The organism is Marinimicrobium sp. C2-29, assembly GCF_038419845.1.
Taxonomy (GTDB): Bacteria; Pseudomonadota; Gammaproteobacteria; order Pseudomonadales; family Cellvibrionaceae; genus Marinimicrobium.
This window is the reverse complement of the sequence record NZ_JBCAQT010000016.1, coordinates 56,560-75,243: the sequence shown is the minus strand read 5'-3', so window position 1 is coordinate 75,243 and position 18,684 is coordinate 56,560. Positions and strand designations below refer to the sequence as shown.

The 18,684-nt window shown below is 60.4% G+C and carries 13 protein-coding genes; 1 reads left to right on the top strand and 12 read right to left on the bottom strand.

Features of this window, described 5'->3' with window-relative positions:
* Positions 1–65 precede the first annotated feature (65 nt).
* From rpsA to gyrA, 12 genes are all read right to left on the bottom strand, one after another.
* Entirely contained in the window at positions 66–1,919 is a 1,854-nt protein-coding gene (gene rpsA, locus AAE484_RS15225; RefSeq protein WP_341939313.1) for a 30S ribosomal protein S1, read from the bottom strand.
* Positions 1,920–2,174: 255 nt separating this feature from the next.
* A complete protein-coding gene (locus tag AAE484_RS15220; protein ID WP_341939280.1) occupies positions 2,175–3,587 on the bottom strand; it encodes a mannose-1-phosphate guanylyltransferase/mannose-6-phosphate isomerase in 1,413 nt (470 codons plus the stop codon).
* Positions 3,588–3,619: 32 nt separating this feature from the next.
* A complete protein-coding gene (gene galU, locus AAE484_RS15215; protein WP_341939279.1) occupies positions 3,620–4,504 on the bottom strand; it encodes a UTP--glucose-1-phosphate uridylyltransferase GalU in 885 nt (294 codons plus the stop codon).
* Positions 4,505–4,756: 252 nt separating this feature from the next.
* Positions 4,757–6,112 carry a phosphomannomutase CpsG gene (locus AAE484_RS15210; RefSeq protein WP_341939278.1) on the bottom strand — a complete coding sequence of 452 codons (1,356 nt, stop codon included), beginning with the start codon at positions 6,110–6,112 and terminating at the stop codon, positions 4,757–4,759.
* 72 nt (positions 6,113–6,184) lie between these two features.
* A complete protein-coding gene (cmk, locus tag AAE484_RS15205) occupies positions 6,185–6,868 on the bottom strand; it encodes a (d)CMP kinase (protein ID WP_341939277.1) in 684 nt (227 codons plus the stop codon).
* A 68-nt stretch (positions 6,869–6,936) separates the two neighbouring features.
* On the bottom strand, positions 6,937–7,644 hold the full coding sequence (gene pyrF / locus AAE484_RS15200; RefSeq protein ID WP_341939276.1) for an orotidine-5'-phosphate decarboxylase: 708 nt from the start codon (positions 7,642–7,644) through the stop codon (positions 6,937–6,939).
* Between the two features lie 100 nt (positions 7,645–7,744).
* Positions 7,745–8,008: a ComEA family DNA-binding protein gene (locus tag AAE484_RS15195; RefSeq protein ID WP_341939275.1), complete on the bottom strand. Its 264-nt coding sequence runs from the start codon at positions 8,006–8,008 to the stop codon at positions 7,745–7,747.
* A gap of 289 nt (positions 8,009–8,297) precedes the next feature.
* Positions 8,298–9,710 (bottom strand): sulfate adenylyltransferase subunit CysN, encoded by a 1,413-nt coding sequence (gene cysN, locus AAE484_RS15190; RefSeq protein ID WP_341939274.1) that lies wholly within the window; start codon positions 9,708–9,710, stop codon positions 8,298–8,300.
* Positions 9,711–9,888: 178 nt separating this feature from the next.
* Positions 9,889–10,800, bottom strand: a complete 912-nt coding sequence (gene cysD / locus AAE484_RS15185) for a sulfate adenylyltransferase subunit CysD (protein WP_341939272.1) — start codon at positions 10,798–10,800, stop codon at positions 9,889–9,891.
* Positions 10,801–10,877: 77 nt separating this feature from the next.
* On the bottom strand, positions 10,878–13,145 hold the full coding sequence (locus tag AAE484_RS15180) for a bifunctional prephenate dehydrogenase/3-phosphoshikimate 1-carboxyvinyltransferase (protein WP_341939271.1): 2,268 nt from the start codon (positions 13,143–13,145) through the stop codon (positions 10,878–10,880).
* A gap of 24 nt (positions 13,146–13,169) precedes the next feature.
* Positions 13,170–14,270 (bottom strand): prephenate dehydratase, encoded by a 1,101-nt coding sequence (pheA, locus tag AAE484_RS15175; RefSeq protein WP_341939270.1) that lies wholly within the window; start codon positions 14,268–14,270, stop codon positions 13,170–13,172.
* Between the two features lie 13 nt (positions 14,271–14,283).
* Positions 14,284–16,860, bottom strand: coding sequence for a DNA gyrase subunit A (gyrA, locus tag AAE484_RS15170; protein ID WP_341939269.1), 2,577 nt, complete (start codon positions 16,858–16,860; stop codon positions 14,284–14,286).
* 485 nt (positions 16,861–17,345) lie between these two features.
* Here gyrA and AAE484_RS15165 point away from each other — a divergent pair, with 485 nt between their 5' ends.
* A complete protein-coding gene (locus tag AAE484_RS15165) occupies positions 17,346–18,668 on the top strand; it encodes a TRZ/ATZ family hydrolase (protein WP_341939268.1) in 1,323 nt (440 codons plus the stop codon).
* Positions 18,669–18,684: the final 16 nt, after the last annotated feature.

The window sequence follows — 18,684 nt, the reverse complement described above, 5'->3', positions numbered from 1 at the left end:
GGAGCCCACCCAAAAAAAAGGCCGGCAAATGCCGGCCTTTTTTAATGGAAAACGCAGACTGGAACTTAGTCTTTGTTTTTCATTTGCGCCTTGATCAGGTCGCCCAGTGTGGTCGGGGAGGCTTGCTCCGCTGACTTGGCACTGTGCTCCTTGACTGCGGCCTTCTCTTCAACCACGTCTTTGGATTTCACAGACAGGTTGATGGAGCGGTTCTTGCGGTCAGCACTGATGATCTTGGCTTCGACTTCGTCACCTACGTTCAGAACGTTGCGCGCGTCTTCGACTTTCTCGCGGCTCAGTTCAGAGGCTTTCAGAGTCGCTTCCACGTCTTCGGCCAGGGTCACGATCGCCGCTTTGGCTTCCACTTCCTTCACGATGCCTTTAACCACAGAACCTTTGTCGTTCTCGGCCAGGTATTCGGAGAAGGGATCGGTTTCCAGCTGCTTGATGCCCAGGGAGATGCGCTCGCGCTCCGGATCGATGGCCAGTACCACGGTTTCCAGCTCGTCGCCCTTCTTGTACTTGCGTACGGCTTCTTCTCCGGTTTCGTGCCAGGAGATGTCGGACAGGTGAACCAGACCGTCGATGCCGCCGTCCAGGCCAATGAAGATACCGAAATCGGTGATCGACTTGATCTTGCCGCTGATCTTGTCGCCTTTGGCGTAAGTGCGCGCGAAGACGTCCCAGGGGTTTTCCTGGCACTGCTTCATGCCCAGCGAGATACGACGACGCTCTTCGTCGATGTCCAGGATCATGACTTCAACTTCGTCACCTACCTGTACCACTTTGGAGGGGTGGATGTTCTTGTTGGTCCAGTCCATTTCGGAGACGTGAACCAGACCTTCCACACCTTCTTCCAGCTCGGCAAAGCAGCCGTAGTCGGTCAGGTTGGTCACCACGGCCTTGACCTTGGTGCCTTCCGGATAGCGACCGGTGATGTTGACCCAGGGATCTTCACCCAGTTGCTTCAGACCCAGAGATACGCGGTTGCGCTCGCGGTCGAACTTCAGAACTTTCACATCAATGTCGTCGCCGACATTCACGATTTCGCTCGGATGCTTGATGCGCTTCCAGGCCATATCGGTGATGTGCAGCAGGCCGTCAACACCGCCCAGATCGACGAAGGCGCCGTAATCGGTCAGGTTCTTGACGATACCCTTGATGGTCATACCCTCTTGCAGGGTTGCCAGCAGCTCTTCACGCTCTTCAGAGTTGGCCTGTTCCAGCACGGCACGACGTGAGACCACGACGTTGTTGCGGCGCTGATCCAGCTTGATTACCTTGAATTCCAGCTCTTTGCCTTCCAGGTGAGTGGTGTCGCGCACGGGGCGTACATCCACCAGGGAGCCGGGCAGGAATGCGCGGATGCTGGAAACGTCGACGGTAAAGCCACCTTTGACCTTGCCGTTGATGACGCCTTTAACCACTTCGTCCGCAGCGTGTGCCGCTTCCAGAACTTTCCAGGATTCGGCACGCTTGGCTTTTTCACGAGAGAGGCGGGTTTCACCGAAGCCGTCTTCGACGGATTCCAGTGCTACTTGTACTTCGTCGCCAATTTGCAGGTCCAGTTCACCTTCTTCGTTCAGGAACTGGTTGGCGGGAATGACACCCTCGGACTTGAGGCCGGCGTGTACGGTGACCCAGTCCTTGTCAATGTCGATTACAACGCCGGTCACGATGGTGCCGGGCTGCATATCAACGGTTTTTAAGCTCTCTTCAAATAGATCAGCAAAACTTTCACTCATGGTCATTAATAAAGCTACCTGTTTAGTTACCCGGTTGCGCCGCGAGTTCTGTTGGTGCGGGCATTGGCCGGGTTTACCGTACTGCCAGTGGTACGGGCCGGTGAATGAACAGTGGGGGCTACTCCCGTGCTGGCGGTTGTTAAAGTAGGCCCACCGATGCCGGTCAGGACAAATACACTGTCCAGCAAGCGCGGCAGGCTAGCAGATTCGGGGGTGGGAATCAAGGGTGGTGTGGGATTGCGGGCGGTTTGGGGTGTGGAGGAGGCTTTGGGTTGTGGCGGATGCGCTTGACGCTTATCCGCCCTACGTATACCACGGCGGGATCCGCAGGGTGGATCGGTCCGACGTTTCGGACAATCAAGCGCATCCACAGCCACCCAATTCATCCGTAGGGCGGATAAGCGTCAAGCGCATCCGCCGCTGCCGGGGTCAGACCCGCCCGTAGTTGTCGTCGAAGCGCTGGATGTCGTCTTCGCCCAGGTAGGGGCCGGACTGGACTTCGATGATTTCCAGGGGGATCTTGCCCGGGTTGCTCAGCCGGTGGCGGGTGCCCACGGGGATGAAGGTCGACTCGTTCTCGGACAGGAGGCGGACCTGGTCGTCCAACTCCACTTTGGCAGTGCCCTTGACCACGACCCAGTGCTCGGCCCGGTGGTAGTGCATCTGGCGTGACAGGCTGGCGCCCGGCTTTACCGTGATGCGCTTGACCTGGTAGCGGGTGCCCTCGTCCACCGAGTCGTAGCAGCCCCAGGGGCGGTAGACTTCCCGGTGCTGGAGGTGCTCGGTGCGGTTCTGCCGCTCGATCTCGGCAATGACCTTCTTGACCTGCTGGGCGGAGCCCTTGTCCGCCACCAGCACCGCGTCGGGGGTATTGATGACCATCAGGTTGTTGACGCCGATGGTGGCCACCAGCTTGTCGTGCGAGAACACCAGGGTATCGGTGGAATCGATATCGATGCTGTCGCCCACAAAGCTGTTGCCATTGGCGTCCTTGTCCGACAGCTCCCAGTAGGATTGCCAGCAGCCCACATCGCTCCAGCCGGCGGTAAATGGTACGCACACCACCCGCTGGCTCTTCTCCATGACCGCGTAGTCAATGGAGATGTCCGGCGCTTCGGCGAAGGCGTCGCGGTCAATCCGGACAAAGTCCAGATCCACGGTGGCGCGCTCGAAGGCCAGTTGCGCCGAGTCCAGCACGCCGGGGGAGTAATGCTGAAGCTCTTCCAGAAACGACTGGGCCCGGAACACGAACATGCCGCTGTTCCAGTAGTAGCCACCCTCGGCCAGATAGCGCTCGGCGGTGGCCAGATCCGGCTTTTCGGCGAACTCTTCCACCGGGTGGCTCTCGGCGCCGGGCGACTCGGCCCGGGCCTTGATATAGCCATAGCCGGTTTCCGGCCGGGTGGGCTGAACGCCAAAGGTCACCAGTTGGTCGGTCTTTGCGGCGCGCACGGCCTGGTCGATGGAGCGGTGAAACGACTCGATGTCCTGGATCATGTGATCGGCGGCCAGCACCAGCAGAATCGGGTTGTCCACCAGGGAGCGGGCCTTGACCGCCGCCAGTGCCAGCGCGGGCGCGGTATTGCGCGCGACCGGCTCGAGCAGGATGGAGGCCCGGGTCTGCCCTATTTCGTGCAGCTGCTCGGCCACCATGAAGCGGTGCTCTTCGTTGCAGACCACGATGGGCTCGCCCAGGTCGCTCACGCCGTTCAGCCGCAGCAGGGTCTGCTGGAGCATGGTGCTGTCGCCAAACAGCTTGAGCAGCTGCTTGGGGTAGTGCTTGCGCGAGAGCGGCCAGAGGCGTGAGCCCGAGCCGCCGGCCAGGATAACGGGAATAATCAAAGGAATCGGTCTCTTCTCTTGGCGGTTGTCAGTTATCGGTTTTTCAGGTATTCGTCGAAATCGGCACCCAGCTCACTGTGCCGCACGCCGTATTCGACATTGGCCTTCATGTAGCCCAGCTTGGAGCCGCAGTCGTGGCTTCGGCCGGTCAGCCGATAGGCTTCGACGGTTTCATCGGTGACCAGCGCATCGAGCGAGTCGGTCAGCTGGATTTCTCCGCCGGCACCGGGCTGGGTTTTGGCCAGCAGGTCCCAGGTCGACTTGGACAGTACGTAGCGACCGACGATGGCCATGTTGGAGGGGGCCACGTCGCGCTCGGGTTTTTCCACCATGCCTTTGACCGGTGCATATTCGCCCTGCTTCAGATCGGCGCCATCGCAATCGACCACGCCGTATTTGTTGACTTTCTCCCAGGGCACTTCTTCGACAAGGATCTGGCTGTTGCCGGTTTCGTTGAAACGGCGGGTCATGCCGGCCAGGTTGTCGGTGCGCAGGTTGCAGAAGTGTTTGTCGACCAGCACGTCGGGCAGCATGACGGCAAAGGGTTCTTCACCGACCACGGGGCGCGCACACAGGATGGCGTGGCCCAGGCCTTTGGCTTCGGCCTGGCGGACGGAGATGATGGTGAGCCCCGGCGGTGTGATGGAGCGCACTTCTTCGAGCAGTGAGCGCTTGAGGCGCGCTTCGAGCTGGGCTTCGAGTTCAAAGCTGGTGTCGAAGTGGTTTTCGACGGAGTTTTTGCTGGCGTGGGTGACGAGGACGATTTCTTTGATGCCCGCGGCCGCCGCTTCTTCAATGACGTATTGGATGAGGGGGCGGTCGACGACGGGCAGCATTTCTTTGGGGATGGCTTTGGTGGCGGGCAGCATGCGTGTGCCCAGGCCGGCAACGGGTATGACGGCTTTTTTGATCTGCATTACTTACTCCTTTGAGTATTTGAATCAGGGTCAGGTTCGAGGACTGAACGGTACTCGCTGTGTCAGACGGTTTGGTCAGGGTTACGGCGGATGCGCCTTTGGCTCCGAAACGTCGGACCGATCCGCCCTACACAAACCTTGGTGCCTGGCCTTTGGCGGATGCGCTTACAGCTTATCCGCCCTACAGATCCGACCGTAGGGGGGATCGGTCCGACGTTTCGGAGCCGGAGGCGCATCCGCCAAAACTGTCATTTATTGATTCAACAGCGCCAGTATTTCGTCGGTTTTTTCCTGTACCAGTTTTTTATCACCGCGGCTTTCGGCGTTCAAGCGCACTACCGGTTCGGTGTTGGACATGCGCAGGTTGAAGCGCCAGTTGTCGAATTCCATGGTGACGCCGTCGGTGCGGTCGATGTTGTTGGCCTGGTCTTTGTACTGTTCGTAGACGCGGTCGATCGCGGCGGCGGCATCGTCTACTGTGCTGTTGATTTCGCCCGGTGAGGGGAAGCGCGAGATGCAGTCTTCCAGCTGTTGCGACAGGGTTTGGCCTTTGCGGCCGATCAGCTCGGCGACCAGCAGCCAGGGGATCATGCCGCTGTCGCAGTAGGCGAAGTCACGGAAGTAGTGGTGGGCGCTCATTTCGCCGCCGTAGATGGCGTCTTCGCTGCGCATGCGCTCTTTGATGAAGGAGTGGCCGGTTTTTGACTGGATGGCGGTGCCGCCGTGCTTTTCGCAGATGTCGATGGTGTTCCAGGTCAGGCGCGGGTCGTGGATAATTTTGCTGCCCGGTACTTTCAGCAGGAAGGCTTCGGCCAGCAGGCCGACGATGTAGTAGCCCTCGGTGAAATCGCCCTTCTCGTCAAACAGGAAGCAGCGGTCGAAGTCCCCGTCCCAGGCCACGCCCATGTCGGCACCGTGCTTGATCACGGCGTCGCTGGTGGCGGCGCGGTTTTCACGCAGCAGCGGATTGGGTATGCCGTTGGGAAAGGTGGGGTCCGGCTCGTGGTGGACCTTGATGAATTCGATCATCGGCAGATGCGGCTCGATGGCATCGATGACGTGGCCGGCCGCGCCATTGCCGGCGTTCACGACCAGCTTCAGGGGCTTGAGCTGGTCCTTGTCGATGTAGCTCAGCAGGTGTTGAACGTAATCGTCGAGGATGGACTCTTTGCGGTAGCTGCCGCGCTTGCTTTCGTCGACCATCGGGAAGTTGCCGGCTTCGGCCATGGCCTGGATGTCGTTCAGGCCAGTGTCGCCGCTGATCGGGCGCGAGCCCTCGCGCACCATCTTCATGCCGTTATAGTCGATGGGGTTATGGCTGGCGGTCACCACGATGCCGCCGTCGGTTTTCAGGTGACTGGTGGCGAAGTAGATTTCTTCGGTGCCGCACAGGCCGATGTCGATCACATCGGTGCCCGCATCGCGCAGGCCGCGCGCCACGGCGTCTTTGAGGGTTTCGCTGGTTTCGCGGACATCGCCGCCCACCACGACGGTTTTGGGCTTGAGGTATTCGGCAAAGGCGCGGCCGATACGATAGACGATGTCTTCGTTCAGTTCTTCGCCCAGTTGGCCGCGAATATCGTAGGCTTTGAAGCAGGTCAGTTTCATCTTCGTTCCATCCATCCAATCATGTGTTGTCGCAAACAACGTTCAGGTCGCCCCACCCGTTGTCTTGCGCTGCTATTGCCGGGATTGGGCCACCCGGTTGAGAATCTGTTCCAGCACCTGGTCGATACCCAGCTCCGTGCTGTCCAGTTCGTACGCGTCCCTGGCGGGTTTGAGCGGCGACACGCTCCGCTCGCTGTCGCGTTGGTCCCGATCGCGAATGTCCTTTACCAGGGCTTCCATGTCCACCTTCTCGCCCTTTTCCAGCAACTGGAGGTAGCGCCGCTCGGCACGCGCCTCAGCGCTGGCGGTCAGGAAGATCTTGACCTCCGCATCCGGAAACACGGTGGTCCCCATATCCCGGCCGTCGGCGACCAGACCCGGAGCCTGCCGGAAGTCGCGCTGACGCTGCAACAGCGCCTCGCGCACCGGCGGATAGGCCGCGACCCTGGAGGCGTTCATGCCGACCGCCTCGGTGCGGATGGCGTTGGACACATCCTCTTCATTGAGTATAACAGCGGTTTCGTCACCTGCGGCGTCAAAACGGACATTGAGATGACGGGCGACCTCGGCGGTGGCTTCCGCATCGCCCAGGTCGGCGCCCGCCTGCATCGCCGCCAGGGCGGTGAGTCGGTACAGCGCCCCACTATCGAGCAGGTGGTAGCCCAGACGGTTGGCCACGAGGCGGCTGAGGGTGCCCTTGCCGGCGCCACTGGGGCCGTCAATGGCGATAACGGGGATGCGTTGGGGTTCGCTCAAAATCGGTCAGATCCTCTTTCGGTCTCGTGTTTCATCGGGCTGTTTCGGGGCTCGACAATGCTCTCCCGCTATACCCGGATGCTCTCGGCAATCTCGCGGCAGCGCGCCACCGGGTCGGGCGCCCGGGTGATGGGCCGGCCCACCACCAGGTAGTGGCTGCCGGCGGCAATGGCCTGCTCCGGCGTCAGGGTCCGGCGCTGATCGTCAGCGGCGCTGTCGGCCGGTCGAATGCCGGGCGTCACCAGACAGAAGTCCTCACCGAGCCGATCGCGCAGGGTGCCCGCCTCTTGTGCCGAGCATACCACACCGTCCAGGCCGCTTTGATGACTCAGGGTTGCCAGATGCAGGACCTGTGCCAGGGGGTCTCTCGACACCCCCGTGGCACGCAAATCTTCTTCTGTCATGCTGGTCAGCACGGTCACGCCAATCAGCAGAGGGCGTCGCCCGGACTGTTTGTCCAGCGCTTCGCGCGCGGCCACCATCATGCGCTCGCCCCCGCTGGCGTGCACATTGACCATCCAGACACCCAGGTCAGCCGCCGCTTTGACGGCCCCGGCCACGGTGTTGGGGATATCGTGAAATTTCAGGTCCAGGAAGACGTCGAAGCCAAGCTCGACCAGCTGTTCCACCACGGCCGGTCCGCCCCGGGTAAACAGCTCTTTGCCGACCTTGAGTCGACAGACCTCGGGAGACAGGCGACGAGCCATGGTCATACAATCACCCGCGTTGTCATAGTCCATGGCAACGATGATTCTGGGCGCATCGGGTGTGGGCATAGTGTTTCTCTCTCAACCTGACTCGACATAAAAAGGCCCGGGTCTCGTTCGAGCCCGGGCCGCTATTAAAGCAAATTTGACGCTAAATTGCAGCGTCAAATCATTCCAACGTCATGGCGTCGCGATTGGCGTCGATAGTGGCTTCACCAATGCCGTCGACTTCAGCCAACTGCTCGACGCTGACAAACTCGCCGTTCTCCTCACGCCAGGCCACAATCGCCTGCGCCTTTACCTCACCGATTCCGTCCAGTTGCGCGAGCTGTTCGACATCGGCGGCGTTGAGATTGACCGCTTCGTCGGCCAGAGCCAGGGAGGCACTGAACAGCAGCACGAGGGAACAAACGAAAGAAAGGATGGTTTTCATGGTGAACTCCTTTTGCAAAAGTATGGATTGGTTTTACACGCGACTTCCCGACTGCGTGTGTGCGCAGGGTAAGAAAACTCCCCTGCCCGGCTCCAGTCCGGTTTGTCTGAAAAGCCTGTAGGAAATTTCTTACATTTGCGTTAAATGTGAGCGGGTTCACGGGTTGGTGGCGTGAGAAATTACAGGGGTGGGCAAATTGGTGGGCGGAGCCCACCCTACATCAGGAGAGTCAGACGACACGGTCGCCCCGTTTCCGGTGCGACCGTGTCGTCTGATTGCTAAAGATACCTCAGAGCTTGGAGATATCTTTGGCGCCCCAGTGCGGGTAATGCTTGCGCACAAACGCATTCAGTTCCAGCTCAAATTCGCTGTAGTGCTTGTTCTGGGTTTTGGTGCCCTTCAGGCCCTGGATCACCATGCCGGCGCCGACCGTGAGGTTGGTCAGGCGGTCGATGACGATGAACGAGCCGGTCATGCGATGGCTCGGATAGGCATCGACCACGATGGGCTGACTGAGGGTAACATCGGCCACCGCAATGTCGTTCAATTGAAGTTTGTCCGAGGGCTTGTGCTCCTGGGTGTTGACGTCAATGCGGTAATCGACTTCCTCGATGCTGCCGGTGGTCACCTTGCTGGCAAACTTGAACAGATACTCCTTGCCGGTGTGACCGGGGTCTTCGTTCATCCAGACGATGTGCGCCTTGAGGTGATTGGTCTGCGTCACCTTGTCGTCCGCATGCACGATCATGTCGCCGCGGCTGACATCGATCTCGTCTTTCAGGGTCAGGGTGACGGCCTGATCGGCAAAGGCTTCCTGAAGATCACCGTCAAAGGTGACAATGGATTCCACTTCGCTGGTTTTACCCGAGGGCAGCACTTTCACCTTATCACCGGGCTTTACAACACCGGAGGCGATGGTGCCGCAGAAACCGCGGAAGTTCAGGTTCGGGCGGTTCACGTACTGCACGGGCAGACGGAAGTCGGTGAAATTGCGCGCAGACAGAACCGGCGCGTTCTCCAGAATTTCCATCAGTGTCTGGCCGGTGTACCAGGGCGAGCGCTCGCTGCGGTTTACCACGTTATCCCCTTCCAGCGCCGAGATGGGCACGAACTGGACGTCGGGCATGGCAATCTTGTCGGCGAAATTCAGGTAGTCCGCCTTGATATTCTCGTACACTTCTTCACTGAAGCCTTCCAGGTCCATCTTGTTGATGGCCACCACGATGTTCTTGATGCCCAGCAGAGAGGCGATGTAACTGTGACGGCGGGTCTGGGTCATGACGCCGTGACGCGCATCAATCAGGATGATGGCCAGATCACAGGTGGAAGCGCCGGTCGCCATGTTGCGGGTGTACTGTTCGTGCCCCGGGGTGTCGGCGATGATGAATTTGCGCTTGGAGGTGGAGAAGTAGCGATAGGCCACATCAATGGTGATGCCCTGCTCCCGCTCGGCCTGCAGGCCATCCACCAGCAGGGCCAGGTCGACTTTCTCACCCGTGGTTCCGTATTTGCTGCTGTCGGCGCCGACAGACGCCAACTGATCTTCGTAGATCATTTTGGAGTCGTGCAGCAACCGGCCAATCAGGGTGCTTTTGCCATCGTCCACGCTGCCGCAGGTGAGAAAGCGCAGCAGCTCTTTCTGCTCGTGCTGGGCGAGGTAGGCATCGATATCGGTTTCAATCAGTTCTGACTGGTGGCTCATAGTCCGTCTCGAATCTTGTCTGTCTTGGTTGTCAGTGTTTGGTGGGCGGAGCCCACCCTACGGGCTGTATTCAAATCTTGGGTGGCGGATTTGGCGCTATGGCGGATGCGCCTTAGGCTTATCCGCCCTACAGAACCTGTTCTGGTTCCCGGTGGGCGGAGCCCACCCTACTTATGGCCTAGAAATACCCTTCCTGCTTTTTCTTCTCCATGGAGGCGGCGCTGTCGTGATCGATCACGCGGCCCTGGCGCTCGGAGGTTTTGGTCAGCAGCATTTCCTGGATGATTTCCGGCAGTGTGGTTGCCTCGGACTCCACGGCGCCGGTCAGCGGATAGCAGCCCAGGGTGCGGAAGCGCACCATTTTTTCCTGCGGCTTCTCGCCCGGCTCCAGCGGCATGCGATCGTCGTCGACCATGATCAGGGTGCCGTCGCGCTCCACCACCGGACGCTTGGCGGCAAAGTACAGGGGCACCAGAGGAATATCTTCCAGGTGGATGTACTGCCAGATATCCAGCTCGGTCCAGTTCGACAGCGGGAAGACGCGAATGCTCTCGCCCTGGTCCACCCGGCCGTTGTAGATGTTCCAGAGTTCGGGACGCTGATTCTTCGGGTCCCAGCGGTGGTGCTTGTCGCGGAACGAATACACACGCTCTTTGGCCCGGGATTTTTCCTCGTCCCGGCGCGCGCCACCAAAGGCGGCGTCAAACTTGTACTTGTTCAGCGCCTGCTTCAGCGCCTGGGTCTTCATGATGTCGGTATGCTTGGCACTGCCGTGGGTGAAGGGGCCCACACCCATCTGCACACCCTCTTCGTTGATGTGGACAATCAGATCCCACCCCAGCTCTTTCAACCGGTTGTCGCGAAATTCGATCATCTCGCGAAACTTCCAGGTGGTATCAATGTGCATCAACGGGAACGGCGGTTTACCCGGATAAAAAGCCTTCTGGGCCAGGTGCATCATCACGGCCGAGTCTTTACCGATGGAGTAGAGCATCACCGGGTTGTCGAATTCGGCGGCGACTTCGCGGATGATGTGAATACTCTCCGCTTCCAGTTGTTTCAGATGGGTCAGGTTATATTGGTCAGACATTCCACTCACACTGTCAGGTGATCAAAGTTGGTTTCAGGTTAAGCTGGGCGCATTATAAAGTAATATGTACCGCTTCTCTAACGATCGATTACTTCTAAGGATATTCCAGTCTGTTTCGCCAGCTCGACAAACGTCGGGAAAGACGTGGCCACATTGGTGGCGTCTTTCACGCGGATGGGCTGACTGGCCCGCAGCGCCGCGATGGCAAATGACATGGCGATGCGATGGTCGTGATGGGTTTCCACCTCACCCCCGCCCATAGGGCCACCCACAATCACGATGCCATCCTCTGTAGGCTGAGCGTCGATGCCCAGGGTGTGCAGACCATCGGCCATGGCCTGGATGCGGTCGCTCTCCTTCACGCGCAGCTCGCCGGCGCCGGTGAGTACCGTCTTGCCTTCGGCGCAGGCCGCCGCGATAAACAGCGCCGGAAACTCATCGATGGCCAGGGGGACCTGGTCTTCGGGGATGTGGATGCCCTTGAGCGGCGCGTACCGTACACGGATATCCGCCACCGGTTCACCGCCCACGGTGCGCTCGTTGCTCAGGGTGAGATCGGCGCCCATGGCCTGGAGAATGTTGATCACGCCGATACGCGTGGGGTTGATACCCACATGGGTCAGCGTCAGATCCGAACCCGGCGCAATACTGGCCGCGACCATATAGAAGGTGGCCGATGAAATATCGGCGGGCACTTCAATTTTGGTGCCGGTGAGCTTACCGCCCCCGGTCAATTCAGCCACGGCGCCGTCGCGCGACACGGAATAGCCGAAGCCGGTGAGCATCCGCTCGGTGTGATCCCGGGTGGGCGCCGGCTCGGTGACCCGCGTGGTGCCCTCGGCATAGAGGCCGGCGAGCAGTACGCAGGATTTCACCTGGGCGCTGGCCATGGGCAGGTGGTAGTCGATGCCCTTGAGCGGCTGGCCGCCCTTGATCTTCAATGGCGGGCGGCCACCCTCGGCGGTATCCACCACAGCACCCATTTCCCGCAGGGGGTTGGCCACCCGATCCATGGGGCGCTTGGCCAGAGAGACGTCACCGCTGATTTCACTGTCGAACGCCTGCCCCGCCAGAATGCCGGACATGAGGCGGATGGTGGTGCCCGAGTTGCCGATATAGAGCGGCTTTTTGGGGGCCTTCAGGCCCTGCAGGCCCACGCCGTGGATTTTTACCCGGCCTTCACTCGGGCCTTCGATGACCACACCCATATCGCGAAAGGCCTGGAGCGTCGCCAGGGCGTCCTCCCCTTCCAGAAACCCCTCCACCTCGGTCACACCTTCGGCCAGTGAGCCGAGCATGATCGAGCGGTGAGAAATGGATTTGTCACCGGGGACGCGAATGGTGCCGGTCACCTGGCCGCCGGGCTGAAGCAGGTAGTCTATTTTCGCAGTGGTCATGGCAGGTACGAACGCCCTCTTGGCTAAGATATTGGTAAAGTGATCCCGCGCCGCCTTGGCCCGGGTAAATACGCCCAGCAGGTATTCACCATCTTCCCGATCGATGGCGCCGCGCAGGCGGGTCAGATTGTCAATGAACAGGTCCAGTGAATCGAGCACCGCGCCCCGGTTGGCCTTCATGATGTCGTGCCACATCACCGGGTCGCTGGAGGCGATACGGGTGAAATCGCGAAAGCCACCCGCCGCGTAGCGGAAAATATTCGGGTTGCCGATATCCTCCGCCAGGGTATCCACCAGCGAGTAGGCAATGGCGTGAGGCAAATGACTCGTGGCGCCCAGCACCTGATCGTGTTCGGCCACCGACATCTCCAGCACTTCCGCGCCCACCGCCTGCCAGATATTGCGCACGCGCTCCCGGTGCTCGACTCCGGTTTCCGGCAGTGGAGTCAGGATGACACGATGCTGTTCGTACAGGTCGGGATTGGCGGCGGTCACGCCACTGCGCTCGGAACCGGCAATGGGATGGCCGAGCACAAACTGCGGGGGCATGGCGCCGTAGACTTTCTCCACGGCGCGTTGGACACTGCCCTTGACGCTGGCGCCGTCGGTCACAGTCACCGTATCGGCCACGCAGTCATGCAGTGTCTGCAGAACGCTCTCTACCGAGAGCGTGGGCACGGCGATAAAGACCACATCGCCCTCCCCCAGCTCCGGCGCCAGCTCTTCCAGCGACGCACTGACCCGATCAACCACGCCCAGCTCCAGCGCCTTGCGCCCGGTCTCGGCGCGGCGAACCACACCAATGGTCTCCCGGCAGGCACCACGCAATTTCAATCCGGCGGCCAGACTGCCGCCGATCAGGCCCAGGCCCACCACGACCAGCTTGCCAATAACGGGCTCGCCGCCCGGGGGCGATGTGGGCGATGCAGGGAAGGCTGAATCACTCATGTCGAGGTCCCAGACATAAAGAGGCTAAAGTACCGCTTTGGGATAGGAGCCGAGCAGCTTCAGATCCGCCGCACGGGAGGAGACTTCCTTTAGCACCTTGCTGACCACCGGATCCCCGGCATGGCCGCTGAAATCGATGAAGAACACATAGGTCCAGGCGCCGGTGCGGGACGGGCGGGATTCCACCCGGGTCAAGTCAATATCGTGCCGGTGAAAGGGCTCGAGCAGATTGTGCAGCGCGCCGGGCTCATTGCGCATCGCCACCACCAGCGAGGTTTTGTCATCGCCGCTGGCCGGGACGGATTCGGTCCCGATGATCAAAAACCGGGTGGAGTTGTCCGGCTCGTCTTCAATTTTTTCGGCCAGAATTTTCAGCTCGTACAATTCGGCCGCCATCCCGCCGGCAATGGCCGCGGCGTTCCACTCGCCCTTCAATCGCTTGGCCGCTTCGGCGTTGCTGCTGACCGCGACCCGCTCGGCTTTGGGATAGTGCGCATCCAGCCACTTACGGCACTGGGCCAGTGACTGAGCGTGAGAGTAGATGCGGGTAATGCTCTTGACGTCGGTGACGTCGGAAATCAGCAGGTTCTGGTGGATGCGCAGCTCCACTTCACCGCAGATTTTCAGGTTGGAGGTCATGAAGTTGTCGAGGGTGTGATTGACCACCCCCTCGGTGGAATTTTCCACTGGCACCACGCCGTAATTGACCGCGCCGGCTTCCACTTCGCGAAAGACTTCGTCGATGGCCGAAAACGGCATGGCCACCGCCGAGTGACCAAAATGCTTCAGTGCGGCCTGCTGGGTGAAGGTGCCCTCCGGGCCGAGAAATGCGACCTTGATCGGTTGCTCCAGGGCCAGACAGGCGGACATGATCTCGCGAAACAGACGCGCCATTTCCTCATTGCTGAGCGGGCCTTTATTGCGCTCCATGGCCTTGCGCAACACCTGGGCTTCGCGCTCCGGGCGATAGAAGGTCTGGCTGGCATAGGCGGTGCCCAGCTCGGCCTTTTTCACATCGGCCACTTCCTGGGCGCAGCTGGCGCGCTCGGAAATCAGCTGTCCGATTTGCTCATCAATCTGGTCAATGCGATCGCGCAGCTGCCGCAGTTTCTTGTCTTCACTCATAACTCGGGTTTCGTCACTTAGGGGCTTCGTCGTCTTCCACCAGGGATTCACCGCTCTCTTCGTCTTCTTCAATCCGCTCGATGCCAATCAGGTGTTCATTGGCCTTGAGGCGAATCAGACGCACACCCTGGGTGTTGCGACTGAGGACCGAGACTTCATCCACGCGGGTGCGGACCAGTGTGCCCTGGTCGGTGATCAACATGATTTCTTCACCGTCGAGCACCTGCACGGCACCCACCAGCGCACCATTGCGGTCGGTTGTCTGCATGCCGATCACGCCCTGGGCACCGCGTCCCTTGGTGGGGAAGTCTTCCACCGGGGTGCGCTTGCCGTAACCCTGCTCGCTCACGGTCAGCACCTGACCGTCTTCCTGCGGGATCAACATACCCACCACCTGGTGGTCGTCGTTCATGCGGATACCGCGCACGCCGCGGGATACCCGGCCCATGGAGCGGACGGTGGTTTCCATGAAGCGTACTGCCTTGCCGCTGCTGGAGAGCAGCATGATTTCCTTGCTGCCATCGGTGACGGCGGTAAACGCCAGGGAGTCGCCCTCGTCCAGCTCGATCGCTTTCAGGCCGACACTGCGCTGACGTGAGAACTGATCCAGCGGGGTCTTCTTGACGGTGCCGCGACGGGTCGCCATGAAAATGAAGTGGTCGGCGTCGTAGTTTTTCACCGGCAGGATCGAGGTGATCCGCTCGTCATTTTCCAGCGGCAACAGATTCACCACCGGTCGACCACGCGACTGTCGGCCGGCCACCGGAATCATGTACACCTTGAGCCAGTAAACCTTGCCGGCGTTGGTGAAGCACAGAATCGTATCGTGGGTGCTGGCAATCAGCAGGTGTTCAATAAAGTCTTCGTCTTTGACCGAGGTGGCCGACTTGCCCATGCCGCCGCGGCGCTGGGCCTGGTAATCGTCCAGCGGCTGACTCTTGGCGTAGCCGTTGTGGGAGATGGTGACCACGCGGTTTTCTTCGGCAATCAGGTCTTCGGTGGTCAGATCCAGAGTCGAGGCGGTGATTTCGGTGCGACGCTCGTCGCCGTAATCGGTGATCACCTGTTCAAGCTCTTCGCGAATCACTTCCAGCAGGCGCTCGGGACGGGACAGAATGTCCAGGTAGCCGGTGATCTGCTCCAGCTTCTCTTCATACTCGGCCAGCAGCTTGTCGTGCTCCATACCGGTCAGGCGGTGCAGGCGCAGATCCAGGATGGCCTGGGCCTGGGCCGGGGACAGGTAGTAGCTGCCGTCGTCGTGCAGACCAAAGCCGGGGCCCAGGTCTTCGGGCTTGCAGGCGTCGCCGCCGGCGCGCTCGAGGAAGGCGCTCATGTGGGTGGTATCCCAGCCACGCCCCATCAGGCCCTCTTTGGCTTCGGCCGGTGAGGCCGAGGCTTTGATCAGTTCGATCACCGGGTCGATGTTGGCGATGGCCATGGCCAGGCCTTCGAGGATGTGCCCCCGCTCGCGCGCTTTGCGCAGCAGGTAGACGGTACGCCGGGTGACGACTTCGCGCCGGTGGCGAACGAAGGCTTCGATCAGGTCCTTCAGGTTCAACAGCTTGGGCTGGCCATCCTGAAGCGCGACCATGTTGATGCCAAACACGTTCTGCAGCTGGGTCTGGGCGTAGAGGTTGTTGAGCAGCACCTCGGCCGACTCGGCGCGCTTGACTTCGATGACGATGCGCAGGCCGTCTTTGTCCGACTCGTCGCGCAGCTCGCTGATGCCATCGATTTTCTTGTCTTTGACCAGCTCGGCGATTTTCTCGATCAGACGCGCCTTGTTCAGCTGGTAGGGAATTTCGTGAACAATGATGGTTTCGCGCCCGGTTTTGGCGTCGACTTCGATTTCCGCCTTGGCGCGGATGTAGATGCGTCCGCGACCCGTGCGGTAGGCCTGCACGATGCCCGCGCGGCCGTTGATGATGGCGCCGGTGGGGAAGTCGGGGCCGGGTATGTGTTCCATCAGTTCGTCGATGGTAATGTCTTCGTTGTCGATGTAGGCCAGGCAGCCGCGCACGATTTCCCGCAGGTTGTGGGGCGGTATGTTGGTGGCCATACCCACGGCGATACCCGAGGAGCCGTTGACCAGCAGGTTGGGGATGCGGGTGGGCAGTACGTCGGGGATGCGTTCGGTGCCGTCGTAGTTGTCGACGTAGTCGACGGTTTCTTTGTCGAGGTCGGACAGCAGGTCGTGGGCGATTTTGGCCATGCGCACTTCGGTGTATCGCATGGCGGCGGCGCTGTCGCCGTCGATGGAGCCGAAGTTGCCCTGCCCGTCCACGAGCATGTAGCGCAGGGAGAAGGGCTGGGCCATGCGTACGACGGTGTCGTAGACGGCGGAGTCGCCGTGCGGGTGGTATTTACCGATGACGTCGCCGACGACGCGGGCGGATTTCAGATAGGATTTGTTCCAGTCGTTTTTGAGTTCGCTCATGGCGAAGAGGACGCGTCGGTGGACGGGTTTGAGGCCGTCTCGCACGTCTGGAAGTGCTCGCCCGACGATGACGCTCATGGCGTAGTCGAGGTAGGACTTTTTGAGTTCGTCTTCGATGTTGACCGGTGAAACTTCTTTCGCTAATTCGCCCATGGACTCGCTGAGTTCCTTATTATCAAACGTCGGTTAAACAACCGCGGGTTGTCGCGCGGCTGGTTCTGGTACTCCAAACAATCACTTGAATTCAGTTTGTGCCGGTATTCAAGGTCGGCCCGCTTCGGGCGTTTGCTTTCCAGGACACGTTGCAAGTACGTCCCTGTAAACTCGAGAGCGCTAGTCCCACGGCTCACGGTCCTGGAAAGCAAACGCCCAAATCGGGCCTACGAGCTTCGTAGCGCCCGAACACCTACAGAGCCTCCATGGGCTCGCGTGCGAGCTTTTGCAGCTACCACATAAAGCGCAGAATTCTACCATAAAAACCGGCTAAGGGGGTGATTCTACAGTGGTTTTGGGTCCCGGGGGCGGCGGTGGCGCCCGGTGGAGGGTGTCGTGGGCGGTAAGCCGTGCCGGGCCTGCAGAATGGCGGGTTTTCGGGGTATACTGCCCGCCTTTGGAGATTTTTCTCAGGATTTGTTGTTATGGCAGCCCCAGAAACGGTGAATTTGCTTATCAAGGCGCGCTGGATTGTGCCGGTGGTGCCCGAGAACCGGGTGTTTGAGAACTGTGCCCTGGCCATACGCGGCGGTGTGATTCAGGCGCTGGTGCCGCAGTCGGAGGCGGATAAGCGGTTTGAGGCCGAGCAAGTGATCAACCTGGGCAATCATGTGCTGATGCCGGGTCTGGTGAATGCTCATGGGCATGCGGCGATGAGTCTGTTGCGCGGTATTGCCGATGATCTGCCGCTCAAGGAGTGGCTCCATGACCATATCTGGCCGGCCGAAGGTCAGTGGGTGAATGAGGACATGGTGCGCGACGGGACGGAGCTGGCGATGGCGGAGATGATCCGCAGCGGGACGACCTGTTTCAGTGATATGTACTTTTTCCCGGAGCAGGCGGCGCAGGCGGCTCAGCAGGCGCATATGCGGGCGCAGATCGCTTTTCCGATCCTGGACTTTGCCACAGCCTGGGGCAGTGGTCCGGAGGAGTATTTTCGCAAGGGCCTGGCGCTGCACGACGATTTCCGCGCCAGCAATCTGATTACGGTCGGTTTTGGGCCCCACTCGCCCTACACGATGTCCGACGAGCCGCTCAAGCGGGTGGCGACTCTGGCGCAGGAGCTGGACGCGCCCATTCATATCCATCTGCATGAAACCGCCAAGGAGGTGGCCGAGTCGCTGGAGCAGCACGGCAAGCGCCCGACTCAGCGGCTGGCGGACCTGGGGCTGCTCTCGCCGCTCACCCAGTGTGTGCACATGACGCAGGTGGATGACACGGATGTCGCGCTGTTGAGTGAGTCCGGTGCCCATGTGGTCCACTGCCCCGAGTCGAATCTGAAGCTCGCCAGCGGTTTCTGCCCGGTGCAGACGCTGCTGGATGCGGGGATCAATGTGGCGCTCGGGACCGATGGCGCGGCCAGCAACAATGATCTGGATCTGATGAGCGAGATGAAAACCGCCGCACTTCTGGCCAAGGCGGTCTCGGGCCGGGCCGAGGCCCTGGATGCCCACAGCGCTCTGCGCATGGCCACCCTGGGTGGCGCCCGGGCGCTGGGACTGGAAGACCAGATCGGCTCACTGGAGGTGGGCAAGGCGGCGGATATTACCGCCGTCGAATTGAGCGAACTTGCGGCCCAGCCCGTATACAATCCGGTGTCGCAGTTGGTCTATACCAACAGCGGCCACCGTGTCACTCACGTCTGGGTGGCCGGGCGCGCGGTGCTGCTGAGCCGGCAGTTGCAGACGCTGAATGAACGCGAACTGATCGGCAAGTCGCGCTGGTGGCGCCAGCAGATCAGCCAGTAGGGATCTAAACTGTGGA